The 16196-nt window shown below is 36.5% G+C and carries 22 protein-coding genes and 4 tRNA genes; 11 read left to right on the forward strand and 15 right to left on the reverse strand.

Annotated elements, in window-relative coordinates; all coding sequences use genetic code 11:
- Positions 1 to 37 precede the first annotated feature (37 nt).
- From C6988_RS01075 to C6988_RS01100, 6 genes are read right to left on the reverse strand one after another with little or no spacing between them, the layout of a single operon-like run.
- Positions 38 to 466 (reverse strand): RNA-binding domain-containing protein, encoded by a 429-nt coding sequence (locus C6988_RS01075; RefSeq protein WP_182132727.1) that lies wholly within the window; start codon positions 464 to 466, stop codon positions 38 to 40.
- 25 nt (positions 467 to 491) lie between these two features.
- The gene (locus C6988_RS01080; protein WP_182132729.1) at positions 492 to 1103 is read right to left on the reverse strand and encodes a 30S ribosomal protein S3ae; all 612 of its coding nucleotides are present in this window, start codon (positions 1101 to 1103) and stop codon (positions 492 to 494) included.
- Positions 1104 to 1144: 41 nt separating this feature from the next.
- Positions 1145 to 2407 carry a serine--tRNA ligase gene (gene serS / locus C6988_RS01085; RefSeq protein ID WP_182132731.1) on the reverse strand — a complete coding sequence of 421 codons (1263 nt, stop codon included), beginning with the start codon at positions 2405 to 2407 and terminating at the stop codon, positions 1145 to 1147.
- Positions 2407 to 2649 carry a KEOPS complex subunit Pcc1 gene (locus tag C6988_RS01090; protein ID WP_182132733.1) on the reverse strand — a complete coding sequence of 81 codons (243 nt, stop codon included), beginning with the start codon at positions 2647 to 2649 and terminating at the stop codon, positions 2407 to 2409. Before C6988_RS01090 ends, serS begins: the two co-directional genes overlap by 1 nt.
- On the reverse strand, positions 2612 to 4033 hold the full coding sequence (locus C6988_RS01095; protein WP_182132735.1) for a RecJ family nuclease: 1422 nt from the start codon (positions 4031 to 4033) through the stop codon (positions 2612 to 2614). Before C6988_RS01095 ends, C6988_RS01090 begins: the two co-directional genes overlap by 38 nt.
- A complete protein-coding gene (locus C6988_RS01100; protein ID WP_182132737.1) occupies positions 4033 to 4482 on the reverse strand; it encodes a 30S ribosomal protein S15 in 450 nt (149 codons plus the stop codon). The genes C6988_RS01095 and C6988_RS01100 overlap by 1 nt, the downstream gene beginning before the upstream one ends.
- Positions 4483 to 4608: 126 nt before the next feature.
- Here C6988_RS01100 and C6988_RS01105 point away from each other — a divergent pair, with 126 nt between their 5' ends.
- Positions 4609 to 4938, forward strand: a complete 330-nt coding sequence (locus C6988_RS01105; protein WP_182132739.1) for a hypothetical protein — start codon at positions 4609 to 4611, stop codon at positions 4936 to 4938.
- A 446-nt stretch (positions 4939 to 5384) separates the two neighbouring features.
- Here the strand turns inward: C6988_RS01105 and C6988_RS01110 are convergent, their stop codons facing one another.
- The 3 genes from C6988_RS01110 to C6988_RS01120 all read right to left on the reverse strand — a co-directional run bounded on the left by C6988_RS01110 (position 5385) and on the right by C6988_RS01120 (position 6910).
- Entirely contained in the window at positions 5385 to 5915 is a 531-nt protein-coding gene (locus C6988_RS01110) for a hypothetical protein (RefSeq protein WP_182132741.1), read from the reverse strand.
- A 42-nt stretch (positions 5916 to 5957) separates the two neighbouring features.
- Positions 5958 to 6272 (reverse strand): hypothetical protein, encoded by a 315-nt coding sequence (locus C6988_RS01115; protein ID WP_182132743.1) that lies wholly within the window; start codon positions 6270 to 6272, stop codon positions 5958 to 5960.
- 68 nt (positions 6273 to 6340) lie between these two features.
- Positions 6341 to 6910 carry a methane monooxygenase/ammonia monooxygenase subunit B gene (locus C6988_RS01120; RefSeq protein ID WP_182132745.1) on the reverse strand — a complete coding sequence of 190 codons (570 nt, stop codon included), beginning with the start codon at positions 6908 to 6910 and terminating at the stop codon, positions 6341 to 6343.
- A gap of 260 nt (positions 6911 to 7170) precedes the next feature.
- On the opposite strand from C6988_RS01120, the gene C6988_RS01125 reads away from it, so the two are divergent.
- The 4 genes from C6988_RS01125 (at position 7171) to C6988_RS01140 (ending at position 9968) form a co-directional block, all read left to right on the forward strand.
- On the forward strand, positions 7171 to 7734 hold the full coding sequence (locus tag C6988_RS01125; protein WP_182132747.1) for a methane monooxygenase/ammonia monooxygenase subunit C: 564 nt from the start codon (positions 7171 to 7173) through the stop codon (positions 7732 to 7734).
- A gap of 110 nt (positions 7735 to 7844) precedes the next feature.
- Positions 7845 to 8207 (forward strand): hypothetical protein, encoded by a 363-nt coding sequence (locus C6988_RS01130; protein WP_182132749.1) that lies wholly within the window; start codon positions 7845 to 7847, stop codon positions 8205 to 8207.
- Between the two features lie 105 nt (positions 8208 to 8312).
- Entirely contained in the window at positions 8313 to 8963 is a 651-nt protein-coding gene (locus C6988_RS01135; RefSeq protein ID WP_182132751.1) for an ammonia monooxygenase family protein, read from the forward strand.
- 144 nt (positions 8964 to 9107) lie between these two features.
- Entirely contained in the window at positions 9108 to 9968 is an 861-nt protein-coding gene (locus C6988_RS01140; protein ID WP_182132753.1) for a DNA adenine methylase, read from the forward strand.
- Here C6988_RS01140 and C6988_RS01145 read toward each other — a convergent pair.
- Positions 9969 to 10042, reverse strand: a tRNA-Thr gene (locus C6988_RS01145). It abuts the gene before it with no gap.
- A 92-nt stretch (positions 10043 to 10134) separates the two neighbouring features.
- Here C6988_RS01145 and C6988_RS01150 point away from each other — a divergent pair.
- A tRNA-Leu gene (locus C6988_RS01150) sits at positions 10135 to 10255 on the forward strand.
- Positions 10256 to 10261: 6 nt separating this feature from the next.
- On the opposite strand, the gene C6988_RS01155 is transcribed toward C6988_RS01150, so the two are convergent.
- Positions 10262 to 10648, reverse strand: a complete 387-nt coding sequence (locus C6988_RS01155; protein WP_182132755.1) for a hypothetical protein — start codon at positions 10646 to 10648, stop codon at positions 10262 to 10264.
- A gap of 118 nt (positions 10649 to 10766) precedes the next feature.
- On the opposite strand from C6988_RS01155, the gene C6988_RS01160 reads away from it, so the two are divergent.
- On the forward strand, positions 10767 to 11660 hold the full coding sequence (locus C6988_RS01160) for a winged helix-turn-helix domain-containing protein (protein ID WP_182132757.1): 894 nt from the start codon (positions 10767 to 10769) through the stop codon (positions 11658 to 11660).
- Positions 11661 to 11664: 4 nt separating this feature from the next.
- On the opposite strand, the gene C6988_RS01165 is transcribed toward C6988_RS01160, so the two are convergent.
- Positions 11665 to 11752 (reverse strand) — tRNA-Ile (locus tag C6988_RS01165).
- 33 nt (positions 11753 to 11785) lie between these two features.
- Positions 11786 to 12340 (reverse strand): thioredoxin family protein, encoded by a 555-nt coding sequence (locus C6988_RS01170; protein ID WP_182132759.1) that lies wholly within the window; start codon positions 12338 to 12340, stop codon positions 11786 to 11788.
- A gap of 85 nt (positions 12341 to 12425) precedes the next feature.
- Between C6988_RS01170 and C6988_RS01175 the strand changes: the two genes are divergently transcribed.
- The 4 genes from C6988_RS01175 (at position 12426) to C6988_RS01190 (ending at position 14771) form a co-directional block, all read left to right on the forward strand.
- Positions 12426 to 12499: transfer RNA gene (locus C6988_RS01175), tRNA-Ala, on the forward strand.
- A 325-nt stretch (positions 12500 to 12824) separates the two neighbouring features.
- Positions 12825 to 13886 carry a hypothetical protein gene (locus C6988_RS01180; RefSeq protein ID WP_182132761.1) on the forward strand — a complete coding sequence of 354 codons (1062 nt, stop codon included), beginning with the start codon at positions 12825 to 12827 and terminating at the stop codon, positions 13884 to 13886.
- 26 nt (positions 13887 to 13912) lie between these two features.
- Positions 13913 to 14377 carry a phosphopantetheine adenylyltransferase gene (locus tag C6988_RS01185; RefSeq protein ID WP_182132763.1) on the forward strand — a complete coding sequence of 155 codons (465 nt, stop codon included), beginning with the start codon at positions 13913 to 13915 and terminating at the stop codon, positions 14375 to 14377.
- A gap of 64 nt (positions 14378 to 14441) precedes the next feature.
- Positions 14442 to 14771 carry a hypothetical protein gene (locus C6988_RS01190; protein ID WP_182132765.1) on the forward strand — a complete coding sequence of 110 codons (330 nt, stop codon included), beginning with the start codon at positions 14442 to 14444 and terminating at the stop codon, positions 14769 to 14771.
- Here C6988_RS01190 and C6988_RS01195 read toward each other — a convergent pair.
- On the reverse strand, positions 14768 to 15049 hold the full coding sequence (locus C6988_RS01195; RefSeq protein ID WP_182132767.1) for a hypothetical protein: 282 nt from the start codon (positions 15047 to 15049) through the stop codon (positions 14768 to 14770). The two genes, C6988_RS01190 and C6988_RS01195, sit on opposite strands and share 4 nt — an antisense overlap.
- Complete coding sequence (locus C6988_RS01200) at positions 15046 to 16158, reverse strand: tryptophan--tRNA ligase (RefSeq protein ID WP_182132769.1); 1113 nt, start codon at positions 16156 to 16158, stop codon at positions 15046 to 15048. Before C6988_RS01200 ends, C6988_RS01195 begins: the two co-directional genes overlap by 4 nt.
- Positions 16159 to 16196 lie beyond the last annotated feature (38 nt).

The following is a 16196-nucleotide window of genomic DNA, read 5'->3' on the forward strand; positions in this document are numbered from 1 at the left end:
ATTCCCAAAAAATAGAATGTGTGTTTTCCTATTTAATCTAGATGGATTTTTTGAGCAAATCAGTAAATGCTTTGATAGTATTTTTTTTCGAATATATTGGAGTGTAAATTTTTATCTTTATTGCATTCTTCTCTTGAAACGTAATTTTATTTTCCACAAAATCTTGTTTGCTGATTCTCAAATAAAGTGTAGAATTATCAATCATGGAATCAAGATTTGAAATGATCACATCCATCTGTTCTTTACTCATCATTGAAGTTATGGTATTTACAAAATTCATTGCCTGTTCTTTAACAATTTTTGTAGTCATTATAGAAATTGGATTATCATAATGCCCTGAAACAATCTGAACAGAAAACTCCTCTGGAGTTATCAAAAAGACATCTTCAAAGGTTTCCTGAAATTTTACCATGTCCTCAGTTGCGTGGATAATTACATCAATAGTAACTTCAGTTTTGTTTCCCATCTCTAAGTAGGATGTTTTTTAATATTTAGGCTTGAAGTAATGCTACTTCCTTTTCAGCAGTTCTTACAAGTTTGACTTTTTCTAGTCCAACATGTCTCATTCTGATTAGCTTCTTTGCTGCTGCCATAATATCAGAGTTAATCTTTCCATAACATGTTGCTTGAACAAATTGGTCTATTGTCATTTGAGGTACTGTCTTTTCTATTACATCCTTTGCAATCAATCTTAAAGCATGTTTTCTAGATGTGTTTAACTGCCTGTGTGTTAGTGCTAAAACCTTTAACCTGAAAACATGACCGTCTTTGGTCTTTGCATCAATAATGAAATTGATTTTTGAGGAACCTCGTCTAACGAGACTTCGTAAAAATTCTTTTGCATACTCGTATCTTTTGAAGATAGTTGTCGCTTTATCATCTTGAATTTTGTGTAACTGGAAATACATCTTGTATTGGTGTTGTGATGGATCTCCCTTTAGAATATCAAATAATGTAACCTCAAAGACTCTGCCCACTGCATTTTCCTCATCAGTAATAGGAACATAGGCTACTGGAACATTGTTAAATGAATCTGGAGCTAATACGGTAATCCATTTTTTCTCTCTCCATTTGTCCTTAACCTTAGTCTTTCTTCGTGCCAATTAGTAACCGACCTTTGAATCCAAAATATAAGGGTATGTTATTAAATTGAATCTTTGCCGATATAATTTCTTAAAATTTTTGGAATGGTAACATGTCCATCTTTTGTTTGGAAATTTTCCAATAAAGAAACTAAAACTCGAGAGGTTGCCACCAACGTACTATTCAGTGTATGAAGAAATTGTGTGTCTTCATTAGTCTTATCTCTAAATCTTATCTTTAGGCGTCTTGCTTGATAATCTAGACAATTAGAGCAAGATACGATCTCTCGAAATGAATTTTGTCCTGCCATCCAAGCTTCAATATCATATGTCTTTGCTGAAACTTTTCCCATATCTGCACTTGAAAGCAACATAACTCTATGTGGAATTTCTAAACTTTGGTAAAATTCTTCTGCAATAGATAGCATTCGCTCATGTTCTTTCCATGAATCCTCTGGCCTTGCAAATACAAACTGCTCAATCTTTTCAAATTGGTGAACTCGGAAAATTCCTTTCTGATCTCTTCCATGTGCACCCGCTTCTTTTCTAAAACATGGGCTGATTCCCGCATATCTGATTGGTAAAGTATTTCCATCCATGATCTCACCTGAGTGCATCGCAGCCATTGCATGCTCTGATGTGCCTATAAGGTATAGGTCCTCATCTTGAATTTTGTATATTACATCCTCAAAGTCCTCAGAGATTACTGCGCCTTCCATTGATTCTTTTTTAATCATGTATGGTGGCTGAATTAGTGAATAGTTTTTCTTGTTAAGAAAATCCAATGCGTAATTAATCAATGCTTGATTTAATCTCACTAGATCATTTTTCAAATAATAAAATCTGGCCCCTGCTACCTTTGCTGCTCTCTCTAAATCTACAAGATCCAAATCTGCTGAAATATCTATATGATCATGAATCTTAAAATCAAATTTTGGCGGGTTGCCCCAAACTCTGATTTCTTTATTAGAAGTTTCATCTTTTCCTTTAGGTACTGACTCGTGAATTAAATTTGGAATAGTGTATGCGAGTTTGGCAAAATCCATTTCTACTTCATTTTGCTCTATCTCCAATTTTGCAAGTTTTTCAGAAACTGCCTTCATCTCATTGAGAATTCCTGATGCATCTTCTCCTGATTTTTTCTTTTGAGCTATTTGTAATGCAACTTGGTTTTTCTTTTGTCGCAGCTCATCAGTTTTGATTATGAAATCACGTCTTTTCTGATCTGAATCTAATAATTTTTCTAGATCAAAATTCACACAACGGGATTCTAACATCGAGCGAATCTCTTCTACGTTTTCTCTGATAAATTTTGGGTCTAGCATCACTCTATCACTTTGAGAATCACTTGAACATGGTCTAAAACTTCATCAACAGAGGCAATCATACTTTTCATGTTATTCTGACTTTGGAAATCAAAAACAAGTTTGTTATCAATATTTTCAATTTTTAGAGTCAAGTTTTCTGGAAAATCTACATTGTCTGGCTCTAAAGCCTTTTTGATTGCCTCTGCCTTTTGGGCTGAAATATTATCCAGAGTTATCTGTAATCTGCACGTTAATGACATTTGATTCCAAATAGTCCAAAAATCCATCCAATTTGTCTTTAGTTATTTTTGCACCTGCTGCTGCATCATGTCCTCCACCTACTCCGTCAAATTTTTCTGCACCGTTTCTCATGAGTAAGCTTAGATTTACTTCTGATTTACAACCCATAGATTTTCTAGAAGAGAATTTTATCGTGCCCTCTTCTCCATTAGTTCTCAAAATGACTATCTTTCCAGCATTCTTTGGAGAACCTGCAATTAGCGATGAGATTGTACCTGTCATTGTTTCTGGCACTATTCCTTCCCCATTGACCATAACACATGATTGGCTTTCAGAAATTCTCCATCTTTCATTGGCTAAAACATTCATGTAATTTCTTATCATCTTTCGATACTCTGTAAGAATAGTTTCACCCTCTCTTAGCATTCTGTTTCGATCTCCCATACAAATGGCTATTCCAACACCTGCCCTGCTAATCCTTCCACATGAATTTAGCATTGTTGAAAAATCTCTGCCATCCCTCAAAAAACTCATCTTATCTTCTCTAGGAAAAGTGTAGGTATACCCAATCAATTCCTCCATTATATCAGTTGCATTTTTTCCTGAGGTAAATTTTGTAATTGATTCTATTACTGCTCTTTTTTCATCCTCTGATAATTCTGCAGGAACTCTCCATCTTCCGCCTTCTTTGAGTTTGATTCCTGATGAATTTAGTAATGATAAGCAGGCATCTCTATTCCAAGTTAGTCCTTCAATAAATGGCTGTGAGGTAAATGCCAATGCATCAGGCAATGGCCTTGTCTCTCTGCCAACTAGTAACAAATCCAAGTCCACATCTACCAAACCTTGTTCTTTGGCTACTTTTACAATCTCAGAGTTTTTTCCTATGAATGATTTTTTCTCTCCCTGATCCTGTCTGTCCCCCAAAGCTGAAACCACCGCCACTCCTGCAAGATCTGAGTTTTTCTCATCAAGTGCCATGGAAGCCAAGTAAGTCATCCCTCCTGCGCAAATCTCTACTCCTCCATCTATGCCGTACTTCCATGCGTTAATTACTCGCTCGTTGTCCATCTCTTCATCAGAAATTTGATGATGATCAATAACAAACCAATTGTCACTTAATGCCGCATCAAGCTCATCTGCAAATCCTCCTCCAAGGTCTGTTACAATGTGAAAATCTCTAGAATCTCTTTTCATTCCAGAAATAACATTTTGACTAAACTCATTTGATGTTCTAACTGTACATTTTGCTCCTGCTCTGATGAGGGCTTTAGTGATAATACTTCCTGATGTTAATCCGTCACAATCTATGTGGGTAGTAACAACAATGGATTTGTTTGTTTTAATGCAATCTGAAATTTTATCGTTAAAACTAGATAATGATTCGCTTAGGCTTTTTCCCATTACTCTAATTGAGCTACCACGGATTTATATTTCCAGTTTTTGGGAATTCGACCTATTCTTTTGTAATAAGTTGCCAGCCTGTGAACTTTGGCTTCGATTAACTCTAATGATCTAACGTTTCTATGATCTCCTTTGTTTGCTTTGAGGTGTTTTTGTAATCCTACCGCCTTGTTAACAATATTGTTCAAGTCTTCAGGAAGTTCTGGAAGCATCTTGTTTTCCTCCAAAATTTTTGTTACAGATTTTTGAGTGATTGGTTTTGTTAATGGAATAGAATATTGATCGCGAAGCTTGATGCCTATCTGACTCGGGGCGAGACCTTCTTTTGCATACTTTACAACTAACTCTTCAACCTCTTTTGAGCTCTGAGTAATCCAGGATGGAGCTCTTACAGTTACCGGTCTGATAGAGTGAGATCTTCCATGTCTGTGAGTGTGCAGTCGTCCCATATTCTGGCAGACTTTAGAAGAGAATTAAACGTTACTTACTGCGATTATCGAACAAAATTCCTGGATCTGGGTCTAAGAATAAAAGTTAAATAAGTATAATAGACATCTCACCAACAGGTAAACGGTATGACTAAGACAATACTATTCGCAAGTGTTTTGGCAGTAATTGCCTTCGGAAGCATGGGAATGACTGGCGTTGCTTATGCTCAATACATGGGTAATGTTGGAGACGAAGGACAAACTGGAAAATACACTTTAGAAGAAGCCCTCGAGATTCAAAGAAGAAGAATCGAGGCAGTACAGGAAAACCCTGCCAGCGGTTCAGGAACTCCATATCTTGATGCTAGCGGTGTAATTGGTGCTTCTGCAATTTCTGCAGCAGTATTTGGTGGCATTGCAGGCGCTCTATTCATTAGAGGAAGATCTGGTAAATACGCCGCTCAAGGTAGAGGATAAACAAAACCTCTTTTCTCTTATTTTATTAGATTTTTCTATATCATGTGCTGATCTCGTCCTTTTTGAGAATGAAGGAAATGTATATATCGCAGAAATATCGTTCGATATTCAATGACTCCTATATTGGGCACATTCCTCAGTATCTTGTCAACAATAACAGGACAACTGGGACCTAACTATGACCCATTGTTCTATGACGTTATGATTTACATCTTCGGAACCATAATGTTTACGATATTCCTTCTGGCTATCGTTTCCTTCTGGTTACGTGTTCACGGATGGGGATACAAAGACAACCGTGAGAGATGGGTCGACGAATTGGATAGACACTTTGAAAGAGAAGGTATCGGTCTAATTCCAGATAACGGCAAGTATTGGTAAAATTACCTTTTTCTTCTTTTCATTATTTTTAGAAACGGACTTAGACGATTCTATAGAATTCTGATTTATGGTTGTAACTCGGGTGGCAAAAAGTCCTTGTCTTTTGATTCATCATATGCCTTTGATGTAAACTCTGCCCTGTAGTGATATCCTTCAACTAACGGGGAGTGAATGAAGTTTGGTGACTCTACACCATTAACTAGAATTCTTGATTTTGACTGTTCCATATCTCTTAACGGAAAGTCCCATGACCATAGAAAGTGACCAATCTCAAATGGGTACTCTTCTTCCCACTCTGCATAAATTGTTCCATCGTCTGTAATTGTATATAGTGACCTTTGACATTCTCCCTCAACAAAACCAATGTTTGCAGGAATGTCTGCCTTCTGTTTATCAACATAAAGCTCTAAGGTTGCCTTGATCTTGTATGGTGTGTTTCTATCATTGATGCATGCCTTTAGCGGGTCGCCTTGACTAAGCTGACCCTGAATGAGACTGCCTGCCAAAAAAACCGACATCCCAATGGCTGCTGTCAAACCCAAAAACTTGAGCGTTTTTTTTCGCTTTGTGGGATCCCCCATCCCTGGCCAAATCATGTCTTATCTCTCTTGAAATTCTTTAAAGTCGTTTCTATGATTCTATTCATCTACAATCTCTATTGTGTCAAATTCATCCTGTTTATCTGCAAGTGCAAATACTATCTCATCAGAGTCAATCTCAAGCCATTCAGATTCTCCAATGTATGGTAAATAGTCCTCAACAAAGATGTCTTCTTTCCCTGTGAACCTGACTAAAAATCGGTGTTTTTTTGAGTGTGGTTTAATTGGCATTTTGAGCACTTTACCTCTTCTTTGATCCTGAACATTTATGCTGAATTCTTTTCCTGCTGATTCTACCTTTCCAACAAAATAACTCTGATGCATGTCTAATTTTGTAATTCTGAAACTGGTCACTTTTTCAAAATGAGACTTTGATAGATAAATCTATGATGTACTAGAAAAGGAAAAGGAAAGAAGGGATTTTAGATAACTTGCCAGGGTCGTGTCGCGAATGTGATGACATAGCCAACACCAATGATTATTGATTGATATGCGATGTTGGTATATGGGATCGGTTTGATGATTGGATCTCCCTCGACTACTACTGTTTGTCCTGGACCAAGTCCTGGACCTACTTGTGCTACGTTGAGTTGGGTGTGTACGTGGTATACTCCTGGCTCAAGTGCTTTTGCAGAGATTGCATAATCTAGTACGTTGTTGCCTCCTAGGTCAAAGACGTTACCTGGTGGATCTCTTGCTAGAATCTCCCATCTGTTTCCAGCATTGGTTGATTCAGAGAATATTGAGAGCCATCCTCTAAGGTCTCTTTCTACAAGACTAACTAACTTTCCTTGTACAGTTAATGTTTCTCCGGTTTGTAGTGATTGTCGATTGAAGGTTTCATCTTCAATTCTAACGAAACGACTCTGCAGTTGTGCTTGAACTCCGTGTGCTTCAGCGGTTGGAAGGATAGATTCAACCCAGTTGAATCCAACGGTTCCCAGTGCTAAAACGACGCTGAGTCCGACTACAATTAGTTTTTTATCGACCATAGTTATCCCGTTAATTACTCAGTGAGGTAACATACGTCGTTATATGTTTTACCTTGATGTGGGAGATCTAAGAATAGTTTTATTGATTATCATTAATGATTATCATTCAAATGCATTTCTTAACTGATATTATTTCTATAATTTTTTATTGTAAAATTACATAAAATTACAAGTTTAGTCATAATTTAATAAAAGAAATTTACAAAAAAACTCAGAATTAGAACTCTTACTTTATATTCAGATGGCAACACACTGTACCTATGGCACAAATGCCCGCATTAATCCCAAAAGAAGTCGAAATCCAGAGACTGAAGAAAATCTGGCTTATCGTCATCGCTATGGGTTCTACTGCAGCATCTGTCGAAGTAGACAACTTCGTTGATGGATCTTTACATCAAACCTCTATTAGAGATAGTGCATTTACACCAGCACACTGGTGGCTATACTCCCACTTCGTGGCTCTACCACTTGGATGGGGTTCAGTTGCAATCTATGATAGAAAAGTACCAATTCTCAGAGGTCCAAATAACTCTATGAACACCGGTCTTAAGATGACTATTCTAGGTTACTTGGCAACCATGTTTACCATTGGAGTAAATGAGATGTGGCACTTTTGGTTTGTAGAAGAAATCTTTGCAGTACCAAACCATTGGATGTTTAACATGGGTGTAGTAGTCGCCTTTATGGGCGCACTTGCATACGTGGTCAGAGTCTATGCTAGACTTGTCGAACTCGGTGCAGAAACACCAGGTGAAAATCCATATGTTGCTGAAATGTACAAGATGGCCCTAGAAGGCAAACTGTACAGCAGATCAATCCCATAGACAAAAACGTGCGAAAGCACTTTTTTCTTTATATTTTAACTATAACTTAGATCGAGTCTTTTTCATCCTTTAAGAAAGACTTAAAAGTATTCTGCATAGTATAAACGCAAATGACTCTTCCGAAAGGATTTGGTTCAGGTGGCTCAGGTGGCACTGGTTCTGCTGACGTCGAAAAGATGATTGGCAGACGAGTTGAAAACATGACCGGCCTGATAACAATATCATACATTGCAGCATGGCTAGCAACATTTGGTGGAACAGCAGCTGGATACTTCTATTATCCATGGGCATATCCAACACCAAGCGGACACTATGCTTTCATCGTACTCACAATCATCGAGGCGATTGGTTATCTCTTCTGTGTTAAAGTCATGGAAGAAGGTTCTAGAAAGAATAGCAACGGAATCATCGCCGCTACACTTGCTGGTACTGCAGTAGGAACTGTGTTTATTTCTCTATACGTCGGTGTATAGTGAGATACAGTCCATTGGACTTTTTTCTCTTTTTCATTTTCTACATAAAGACGATCATCATACCAGTCTAAAATTTTATATACCAACCCTATCTTCTACCTGATAATGGTCTGGCTAAGACGATGTACCCACTACTTATTCATAGTAGTAGTTGCGGTTAACTCGACTTTGTTAACAATTAATGCAGGAGACTATATCTTCTACACTGACTGGGCCTGGACATCGTTTGTAGTATTCTCAATATCTCAAACGTTAATGCTTGTAGTAGGTGCAGCATATTACCTAACATTTACAGGCGTTCCCGGAACAGCAACGTATTATGCGTTGATTATGACAGTATACACGTGGATTGCAAAAGGTGCATGGTTTGCACTCGGATATCCATACGACTTCATTGTTACACCAGTTTGGCTACCATCAGCAATGTTGATGGACTTGGCTTATTGGGCAACAAAGAGAAACAAACACTCACTGATACTGTTCGGCGGTGTACTGGTAGGAATGTCTCTACCATTGTTTAACATGGTCAACTTGATTACGGTAGCTGACCCACTAGAAACGGCCTTCAAATATCCAAGACCAACATTACCACCATATATGACACCTATAGAACCCCAAGTAGGTAAATTCTATAACAGCCCAGTAGCACTGGGAGCAGGTGCTGGTGCAGTGTTGTCTGTAACTATGGCTGCGTTGGGATGTAAATTAACAACGTGGACTTATAGATGGATGGCCGCTTGGTCCAAGTGGGACTAAACCCAATCTTTTCCTTTTCCTTTTCATTTTATTATACTCACTAAGAGATTTCTCAGCTCCAGCAAATTTGATTAAAAAATATTGCACAGATAGTGATCATTTGTTGTCTCTTCATACCTTCTAAATTGATTGAATCATAACATATTGGCACAGCAATATGATCAGATTCATGATTCTCCAAAACCATTTGTAAAATGGGCTGGTGGAAAAAGACAACTCTTATCTGAACTTGACAAACACATACCTAATACATTTGGCACATATTTTGAGCCATTTTTGGGAGGCGGTGCAATGCTATTTCATATGCTTGAGAAGAATCAAAAACAAGCATGTGTTGTCTCTGATCTAAATTCTGATTTGGTTCTATCTTATGTGACAATTCGGGATAAAGTCAGCGAACTGATTTCATGTCTAAAAAAACATGAAAAAAAATACTATGAGGATTCTAGTTCCTATTACTATTCTGTTAGAGATAGCGAGCCAAAGAGCCAAGTCGAAAAAACAGCCAGGCTGATATTTCTTAATCGAACGTGCTTTAACGGGCTTTATCGCGTTAACAGTAAAGGCAAATTCAACGTTCCACTAGGACGATACACAAACCCAAACATCGTAAATGAGGATAATCTTAACTCAGTAAGCCACACCTTACAGTCAAAGAAAATTTCTATTAGTTGCCGAGACTTTACCTCTGTTTCTAAATTGGCACAAGAAAACGACTTTGTATATTTTGATCCGCCTTATCAGCCAGTAAGCAAAACTGCAAATTTTACAAGCTATACAAACAAGGACTTCAACATTAAAGACCTAAAGCGCCTATTTGAGATATGCTTAGAATTGGACGCAAAAGGCTGTCACGTTCTTTTATCAAACTCCCACTCACCAGAAGTTCAAAAGATGTTTTCAAAAAAACCTTGGAAGACAATTGAAATAGCTGCTAACCGTGCAATTAATTCAAACTCAAAAAAGAGAACAGGACATTTAGAACTATTAATCAAAAATTATTAGAGCTTCGAGCGGGATCCGAACCCGCGACCTTTACCTTACCAAGGTAACGCTCTACCAGGCTGAGCTATCGAAGCACCGTTTTTGCCCTGTAGAAAATCCTTATAATTCTTGGTTATGACGGGTTTCTCTCTAAACTGTTAAATTTCACACAAAAATTAGCAACAACGGAGGAGTAATCAAGCCTGGCCAAAGTAAGCACTTGTGCTTTTGGACATGCAGGACTTAAGATCATAAAATGGGTGATCCTGTCTCTCAGGAGTTCGTGGGTTCAAATCCCACCTCCTCCACTGCTCTTATCTTGGATGTTTAATTCCTCTAGAGTTCAAAACTTCGTAAACGTCAGGTAATGAAAATACGAATCCAATATGGACACAATCTTTTTCATCACAAAGCTGACAGAATAATTCTCCTCTTTGAATTGTAACTTCGGCAATCCTGTTTTTGATATTGTCTTTAAGAACCACTCTATCTCCATCAACAGAAATCTTTTCTAATTTTGGAGCATATCTTGCAAAGGTCTTATCCTTTTGCATCATCTCCTCTAACATGTAAGTAACATACCCTGAAAAGCTGTTAACACCTTTCATGGTTAGGTCTTCTTTGTTCTTTTCATAAACATTGAAGAACTTATCGTAAACTGCTTCTGAAACTGTGATTGATTTGAATCCTGCTTTCGGCAATTTACTTTCCTCTTACCGTACTTTATGGTACAACTATTTAAGACTTGTTTTGTATCTTTTGTGAACCTGGTATCTAAAAAAAATTAGACTTTATACCATACTGCAAGGTTAGACCAGTATGGCAAGAGGATATCAAGTCAATGAGATACGTGAAAAAATAATTGATCTGCTATCTGAATCAAAGACTGGTCTTTCTGGAACCGAAGTATCCGAACAACTAGGAATCAACAGATTAACTATTACAAAATACCTTAACATTTTTGCAGCAGAGGGAAGTATCACACAAAAAAACATTGGAAATATTACACTGTGGTTAACCGAGGAGGGAATTGAAAAATACAGTTTCCCAGATGACTATTATAAAATTCAAAAAAAGTTTTCCGATCTTCTTAACACCGGAACACAAAATCAAATTAATAGCTTAGTTCAAAATTGTATTCATTCTGGTGCCATTACTACAAAGATGATTTCAGAGGTGATCTACCCTTCTATCAAATCTGTTCAAAAACAATACGATGATGGAAAAATTGGAAATTCTGAAAGGAAATATCTTTACAACATCATGTCTAGTTGTATTCAATCTCTAAGACCCTCCACGATTGACAACGATCCAAAAAAGAACGTCCTCATACTATCTGCAGATGCAAACAGCTCATTATTTGCAGAGGCAGCATCTGCATCTTATCGATATGAAAAATGGACTGTCTCTTACTTGGGTGATATGTCTTCATCAATTGATGTAATCTTTGATTTAGATCTTCAAAAATTTCTGGGTCGAATTTGGAAGCAAAAAAACGGTATAATGATAATTGCTGTCTTTTCAGAATCCGAAGAAGGCCTAAACTTTTTTTCAGAATCTGTTTTATCACTAAAAACAAAGATTGGAAAAAATCTTAAATTAATTTTATGTGGGAAGGTTGGCAAAAAAACTCGAATCAAGGCTGACCTCATTACCGAGGATATAGATACAGCATTACAATGGTCCCAAACAGTTTTTGAAAGTAAGAATTAGAATATGGGCCCGATGTGATTCGAACACATGACCTTTCGATCTCTGAGAAATCTTATCAGTCGAACGCTCCAGCCAAGCTGAGCTACGAGCCCACGAACAGTTCTCTAGGCTAGACTCATTTAAGTTTAATTTTCCTTCCACTTTATTGAACAACCAATTGAAGGATCAAAGTCCTTTTGGATTTTTTCTTGATTTAGTAATTTGGTAATGTTATCAATCATGGTCTTTTCAGTAGCTATATCTTCTGGCTTCATTGCGTTGTCAATTCTTCCATGGAAAACAAGATTGCCGTTTTTGTCAAATAGGAATGGGTCTGGTGTGCACATTGCCCCAAATCTTTTTGCTACCTCCTGTGTGTCATCTACCAAATAGTCAAATTTGATACCTTTTTCTGAAGCAGTCTTTTTCATGTTTTCAAAATTATCATCTGGAAAGGCTATGGGGTCATTACTGTTGATTCCAACTACTGCCACCTTGTCACTAAACTTTTCATGAATCTCCTTTATTGCCTCAACTTTTGCTTTAACATATGGGCAATGATTACACATGAAAATAATCAACTTGCCATCATAGTCTTTGTAGTCACTTACTGAATGAATTTTATCGTCGATTCCTTTTAGAGAGAAATCTGGAATCTTATCTCCAGTTTTTAATTTAATTTGTGACTCTAAAAGTACCATACAAAAAAACCCATTTTGAGCAAATAAAATCTTTACCGGCCAATAAGACAACAATTAAAATCAACACGGATTTCATGATTCCCGTGGGCTGATAGTATAGACTGGTAGTATACCCGCCTTGCACGCGGGGGGTCAGGGGTTCAAATCCCCTTCAGTCCACTTACACATTTTCTAAAGATATGCGATCATTGAAGGATTTCAGACCACAGGATGGATTTAAATAGGATAAGTTAGGGTGAAATTAACATGGCAAGCGCAGTCGATGGATGGCCAGTATGGATTCCACTTATTGTTGGTCTAGCACCAGGATTAGTTTACTGGTTTGCAATTACCGCAATGAAGAAACGAAGATAAAATAACAATTTATCATTAACATCTTTTTCTTATTTATCATTCCTAGATGAAATAAGGTAAAACCTTCTAACTACCTTGTTTAGATTATGCTATTTCACATAAAATTAATCACTCCTCATAAGAACATCTATTGAAATTTCTTGTAATCTTGATTTTGATTGTTGGTCTTTTTCCCATTGGTACAATCTATTCCCAACTCCAAGACAAACAGCCTACACTTGGTATAGTTCTGACTAGTTTTACCCCCTACCACTACACTGATGATGATGGCTATACGATAATCATTGGTGAGATCCAGAATACAAAAAACTTCCCAGTTACTGGAGTAAAAATTTGGGCTGGATTTTATGATGATGTGAACCTTCAACCCTTAGAATCAACCGTTGGCACTTCTCTTTTAGAAGTAATTCCGCCAAATGGAAAATCACCATATGTGATAAAATCCCCAACAAAAAATAGCGCAATAACTAACATCTCAGTTAATCTGTTAGGCTTCAATTCTGCTGGAGTAAAACCAAGCTCCCTTAATCTCAAAACAACTGATACCGTAATGGGAGAATCGATAATCTTCTCTGGAACAATTACAAACAATGGTGGTGTAAAGTCGGAGAATACAACCGCCCACCTAATATTTTTTGATGCATTTACTCCTCCACGATTACTGAAAATCTCATCAATTGATTTGGGAACTATTGAATCAAAAGATACAAAGGAATTTACATTCACTGAAAAACGTATCAATCAAGCAAGCGGATTTAAGATTTTATCTGAATCTAAGAGCTTTTCATCAAATGTTTTGAATGCTCAAGTAACACCTCCAGAAATTTTAAGCAAAAGCATTTCCATAAATGATATTTCAATTAGTGATAAAGATGGTAATTTATTGAGCAGTCTGACAAAAGACACCCCTGTTAACATTCAAAGTAACATGTGGATACAGATTGCTTCTGAAAATGAATCATATGATCAGGAATATGTTTACTATGCACAAGTAATTCAATCTGGAAAACCACCTTATGTTGAATTTATTGGTACATTCGAGGGAAAATTTGAAGGACCGGATTCCCAGATGCCATCCGTTGAGTGGATTCCAGAAAAAAGTGGATTATACTATGTTGAAACTTACATTTGGGATCCAAGCGGTATTGCACTTGGCGATAAAGGTCCAATACACCTAGTATTAGTAAACTAGATTTAATTTCAAATGTAACTGTCATTATGAAAAAATTCACTCTTGTTGCAACCGGGGGAACTTTTGATATTATTCACAAGGGTCATTTGGCGTTACTAGAAAAAGCATTCTATGTATCATCTAGTGTTATCATAGGTCTGACAAGTGATGAGTTTGCAATCAAAAAAGGAAAGAAAACTCTTAATGATTTTGAAACAAGAAAAATAAATCTAAAATCCATAATAGAAAAAACATTCCCTAATCCCAAGTATCAAATTAGTAAACTTGACAATGATTTTGGCCCGGCAGTGCTTGAAAAAGATGTTGAAGCACTAGTAACTAGTCAAGAGACCAGCTATCAAGGAAATAATCTAAACAAGTTGAGGCAGGAAAAAAATATGCCTCCAATAGAGACAATAGTTGTCCCAATGATTCTTGCAGATGACGGAAAAAGAATCTCCACAACTAGAATACGAAGCTCTGAAATTGATTCAGAGGGAAACTTGTCATGAGTTGACAATTTACTTGCTTTACATTGAGTCATCGAGATAAAACAAAAAATTCTGAGGCATTACTGTGACTGTAATTAATCACATGATGAAAAAACTGGATAATGATGTCTCTAATTTACAAAAAGGACTCCATCCTGAGAATCTTGCTTATTGGTATGAAAAAATTATTGCCGAAAGTATTGAGATGGCCCCGCCTTGGTTACAAGATAAAATAAAAGTAAAACAGGATCCAATCTTACCATTAAAATTTAATCTGGATATTTCAAAGCGTGCAGTAAGATACTTTATGATTGCAGTTGAAAATAATATCGATGAAATGCCATATTCGACTCAGCTGTATTTTTTGAAAGTTCAGGAAATACTTGCTGATGAGATGGATAAATCACTAGTCTAACCCTTTACTATCTCAACTTTTTCATTGATAGTCACAGTACTGATAATTTTATGCTGTTTTTCTATAACTGATTGAATAAAATCTGCAAACGTTTCAACTTGTTTAGTATTTTCTAGGATAACACTGTGTGCTGATTTATCTTTTAGAGATATGACTAGCTCATTTTCTACAATGTTTAGTATTTCGGTGATAAATGTCTCGTTTCCGTCTTTAATGTAGATAAGACTAGATAATTTCTGTGCTTCATACTTGTCTTGACAGTTAATTATTGTCTTCATTTATTTTCTAGTAAAAACTTGGGTACTAACTCTCTTGCTTTTTCACGTTTTTCTTGGTGAACTTTCAAAAATGCATTTATCTTTTCAATTAGAATTGCTTTTAATTCTCCAGTTAACAGTTTTCCTGATTTGTAATCATCATAAATTTTTTTGAGCTTCATATCGTCTGGTTCAAAAAAGATTCTCAGATATTGATATGATACATCAATATCTGGATTGCCTCCTAGTTTTCTATGTTGTTCTACATCGGGTTGACCACCAGAAAATGCATACTTGTTAATCTTCTTTTTAACAACATTTGGAGAATCAGTTGTATAGATTGTGCCATTATCTGCAGATGCCGACATTTTTCCTCCAGGACCTTCAAGAGCTGGAATCATTATGTTGTGAATGAGCGAAGGTTTTGGCTTTCCAATCTTTGGTGCAATATCTCGTGTTAATCTAAAGTGAGGATCTTGATCAACGCCTAGAGGAATTAGTACAGGAAGATTTTCAATGAAGCATGGAGCAGATTGAAGCGATGTATAGAAAATCATTCCAATGTTAGTTTCATTTGTGAAACCAAAAACTGCTTTTGTATTTGAAAAGTTAATCTTTTTTGCTACTTGAGCAGCTATTGGATAAAGTGTACTGATGTTTTGTGTATTAATTATGATCTTTGTTTTTTTTGGATCAAACCCAAGTGCAATAAAATCAAGGGCATTTTCAAATGCATACTTGTTTGTCTCCTCTAAAGTAAGATTTTGCTTTGAGAAGAATTTTTCATCATCAGTGAGTTGAAAATACATGTTTACATCAAATTTGTCCTGTAACCACTTTGCAAAAACCCATGGTACAAGATGACCAATGTGAGTATGGCCTGATGGTCCCCTTCCAGTATATAGGAAAAATTTTTTCCCTTTTTCATGCTCATTGAGTAAATTTCCTAAATCCCTGTGGGAAAAAAACACTCCACGTCTCAACATAAAGTGATCCTCACCTGTAATCTTGGTAATTTTTTTCAAAAGTTCACTAGAAATTTTTTCGGTACCAAACTGCTTTATGAGCTTGTCATAGTCAATGTCTCCTTCAACATGCCATGGGGTAACTACAAAGTCATCGACTGACATTCATGTTTGACTTAGGTTAAGGTTTAAAAAGTCTTTTT

This window comes from Nitrosopumilus sp. b1 (assembly GCF_014078545.1).
Taxonomy (GTDB): Archaea; Thermoproteota; Nitrososphaeria; order Nitrososphaerales; family Nitrosopumilaceae; genus PXYB01.

Coding starts and splice junctions, on each gene's coding strand:
- C6988_RS01075 (WP_182132727.1), bottom strand. CDS start 466: ATGGGAAACAAAACTGAAGTTACTATTGATGTAATTATCCACGCAACT.
- serS (WP_182132731.1), bottom strand. CDS start 2,407: ATGCTAGACCCAAAATTTATCAGAGAAAACGTAGAAGAGATTCGCTCG.
- C6988_RS01090 (WP_182132733.1), bottom strand. CDS start 2,649: ATGTCATTAACGTGCAGATTACAGATAACTCTGGATAATATTTCAGCC.
- C6988_RS01095 (WP_182132735.1), bottom strand. CDS start 4,033: ATGGGAAAAAGCCTAAGCGAATCATTATCTAGTTTTAACGATAAAATT.
- C6988_RS01100 (WP_182132737.1), bottom strand. CDS start 4,482: ATGGGACGACTGCACACTCACAGACATGGAAGATCTCACTCTATCAGA.
- C6988_RS01105 (WP_182132739.1), top strand. CDS start 4,609: ATGACTAAGACAATACTATTCGCAAGTGTTTTGGCAGTAATTGCCTTC.
- C6988_RS01110 (WP_182132741.1), bottom strand. CDS start 5,915: ATGATTTGGCCAGGGATGGGGGATCCCACAAAGCGAAAAAAAACGCTC.
- C6988_RS01120 (WP_182132745.1), bottom strand. CDS start 6,910: ATGGTCGATAAAAAACTAATTGTAGTCGGACTCAGCGTCGTTTTAGCA.
- C6988_RS01125 (WP_182132747.1), top strand. CDS start 7,171: ATGGCACAAATGCCCGCATTAATCCCAAAAGAAGTCGAAATCCAGAGA.
- C6988_RS01130 (WP_182132749.1), top strand. CDS start 7,845: ATGACTCTTCCGAAAGGATTTGGTTCAGGTGGCTCAGGTGGCACTGGT.
- C6988_RS01135 (WP_182132751.1), top strand. CDS start 8,313: ATGGTCTGGCTAAGACGATGTACCCACTACTTATTCATAGTAGTAGTT.
- C6988_RS01160 (WP_182132757.1), top strand. CDS start 10,767: ATGGCAAGAGGATATCAAGTCAATGAGATACGTGAAAAAATAATTGAT.
- C6988_RS01170 (WP_182132759.1), bottom strand. CDS start 12,340: ATGGTACTTTTAGAGTCACAAATTAAATTAAAAACTGGAGATAAGATT.
- C6988_RS01185 (WP_182132763.1), top strand. CDS start 13,913: ATGAAAAAATTCACTCTTGTTGCAACCGGGGGAACTTTTGATATTATT.
- C6988_RS01195 (WP_182132767.1), bottom strand. CDS start 15,049: ATGAAGACAATAATTAACTGTCAAGACAAGTATGAAGCACAGAAATTA.
- C6988_RS01200 (WP_182132769.1), bottom strand. CDS start 16,158: ATGTCAGTCGATGACTTTGTAGTTACCCCATGGCATGTTGAAGGAGAC.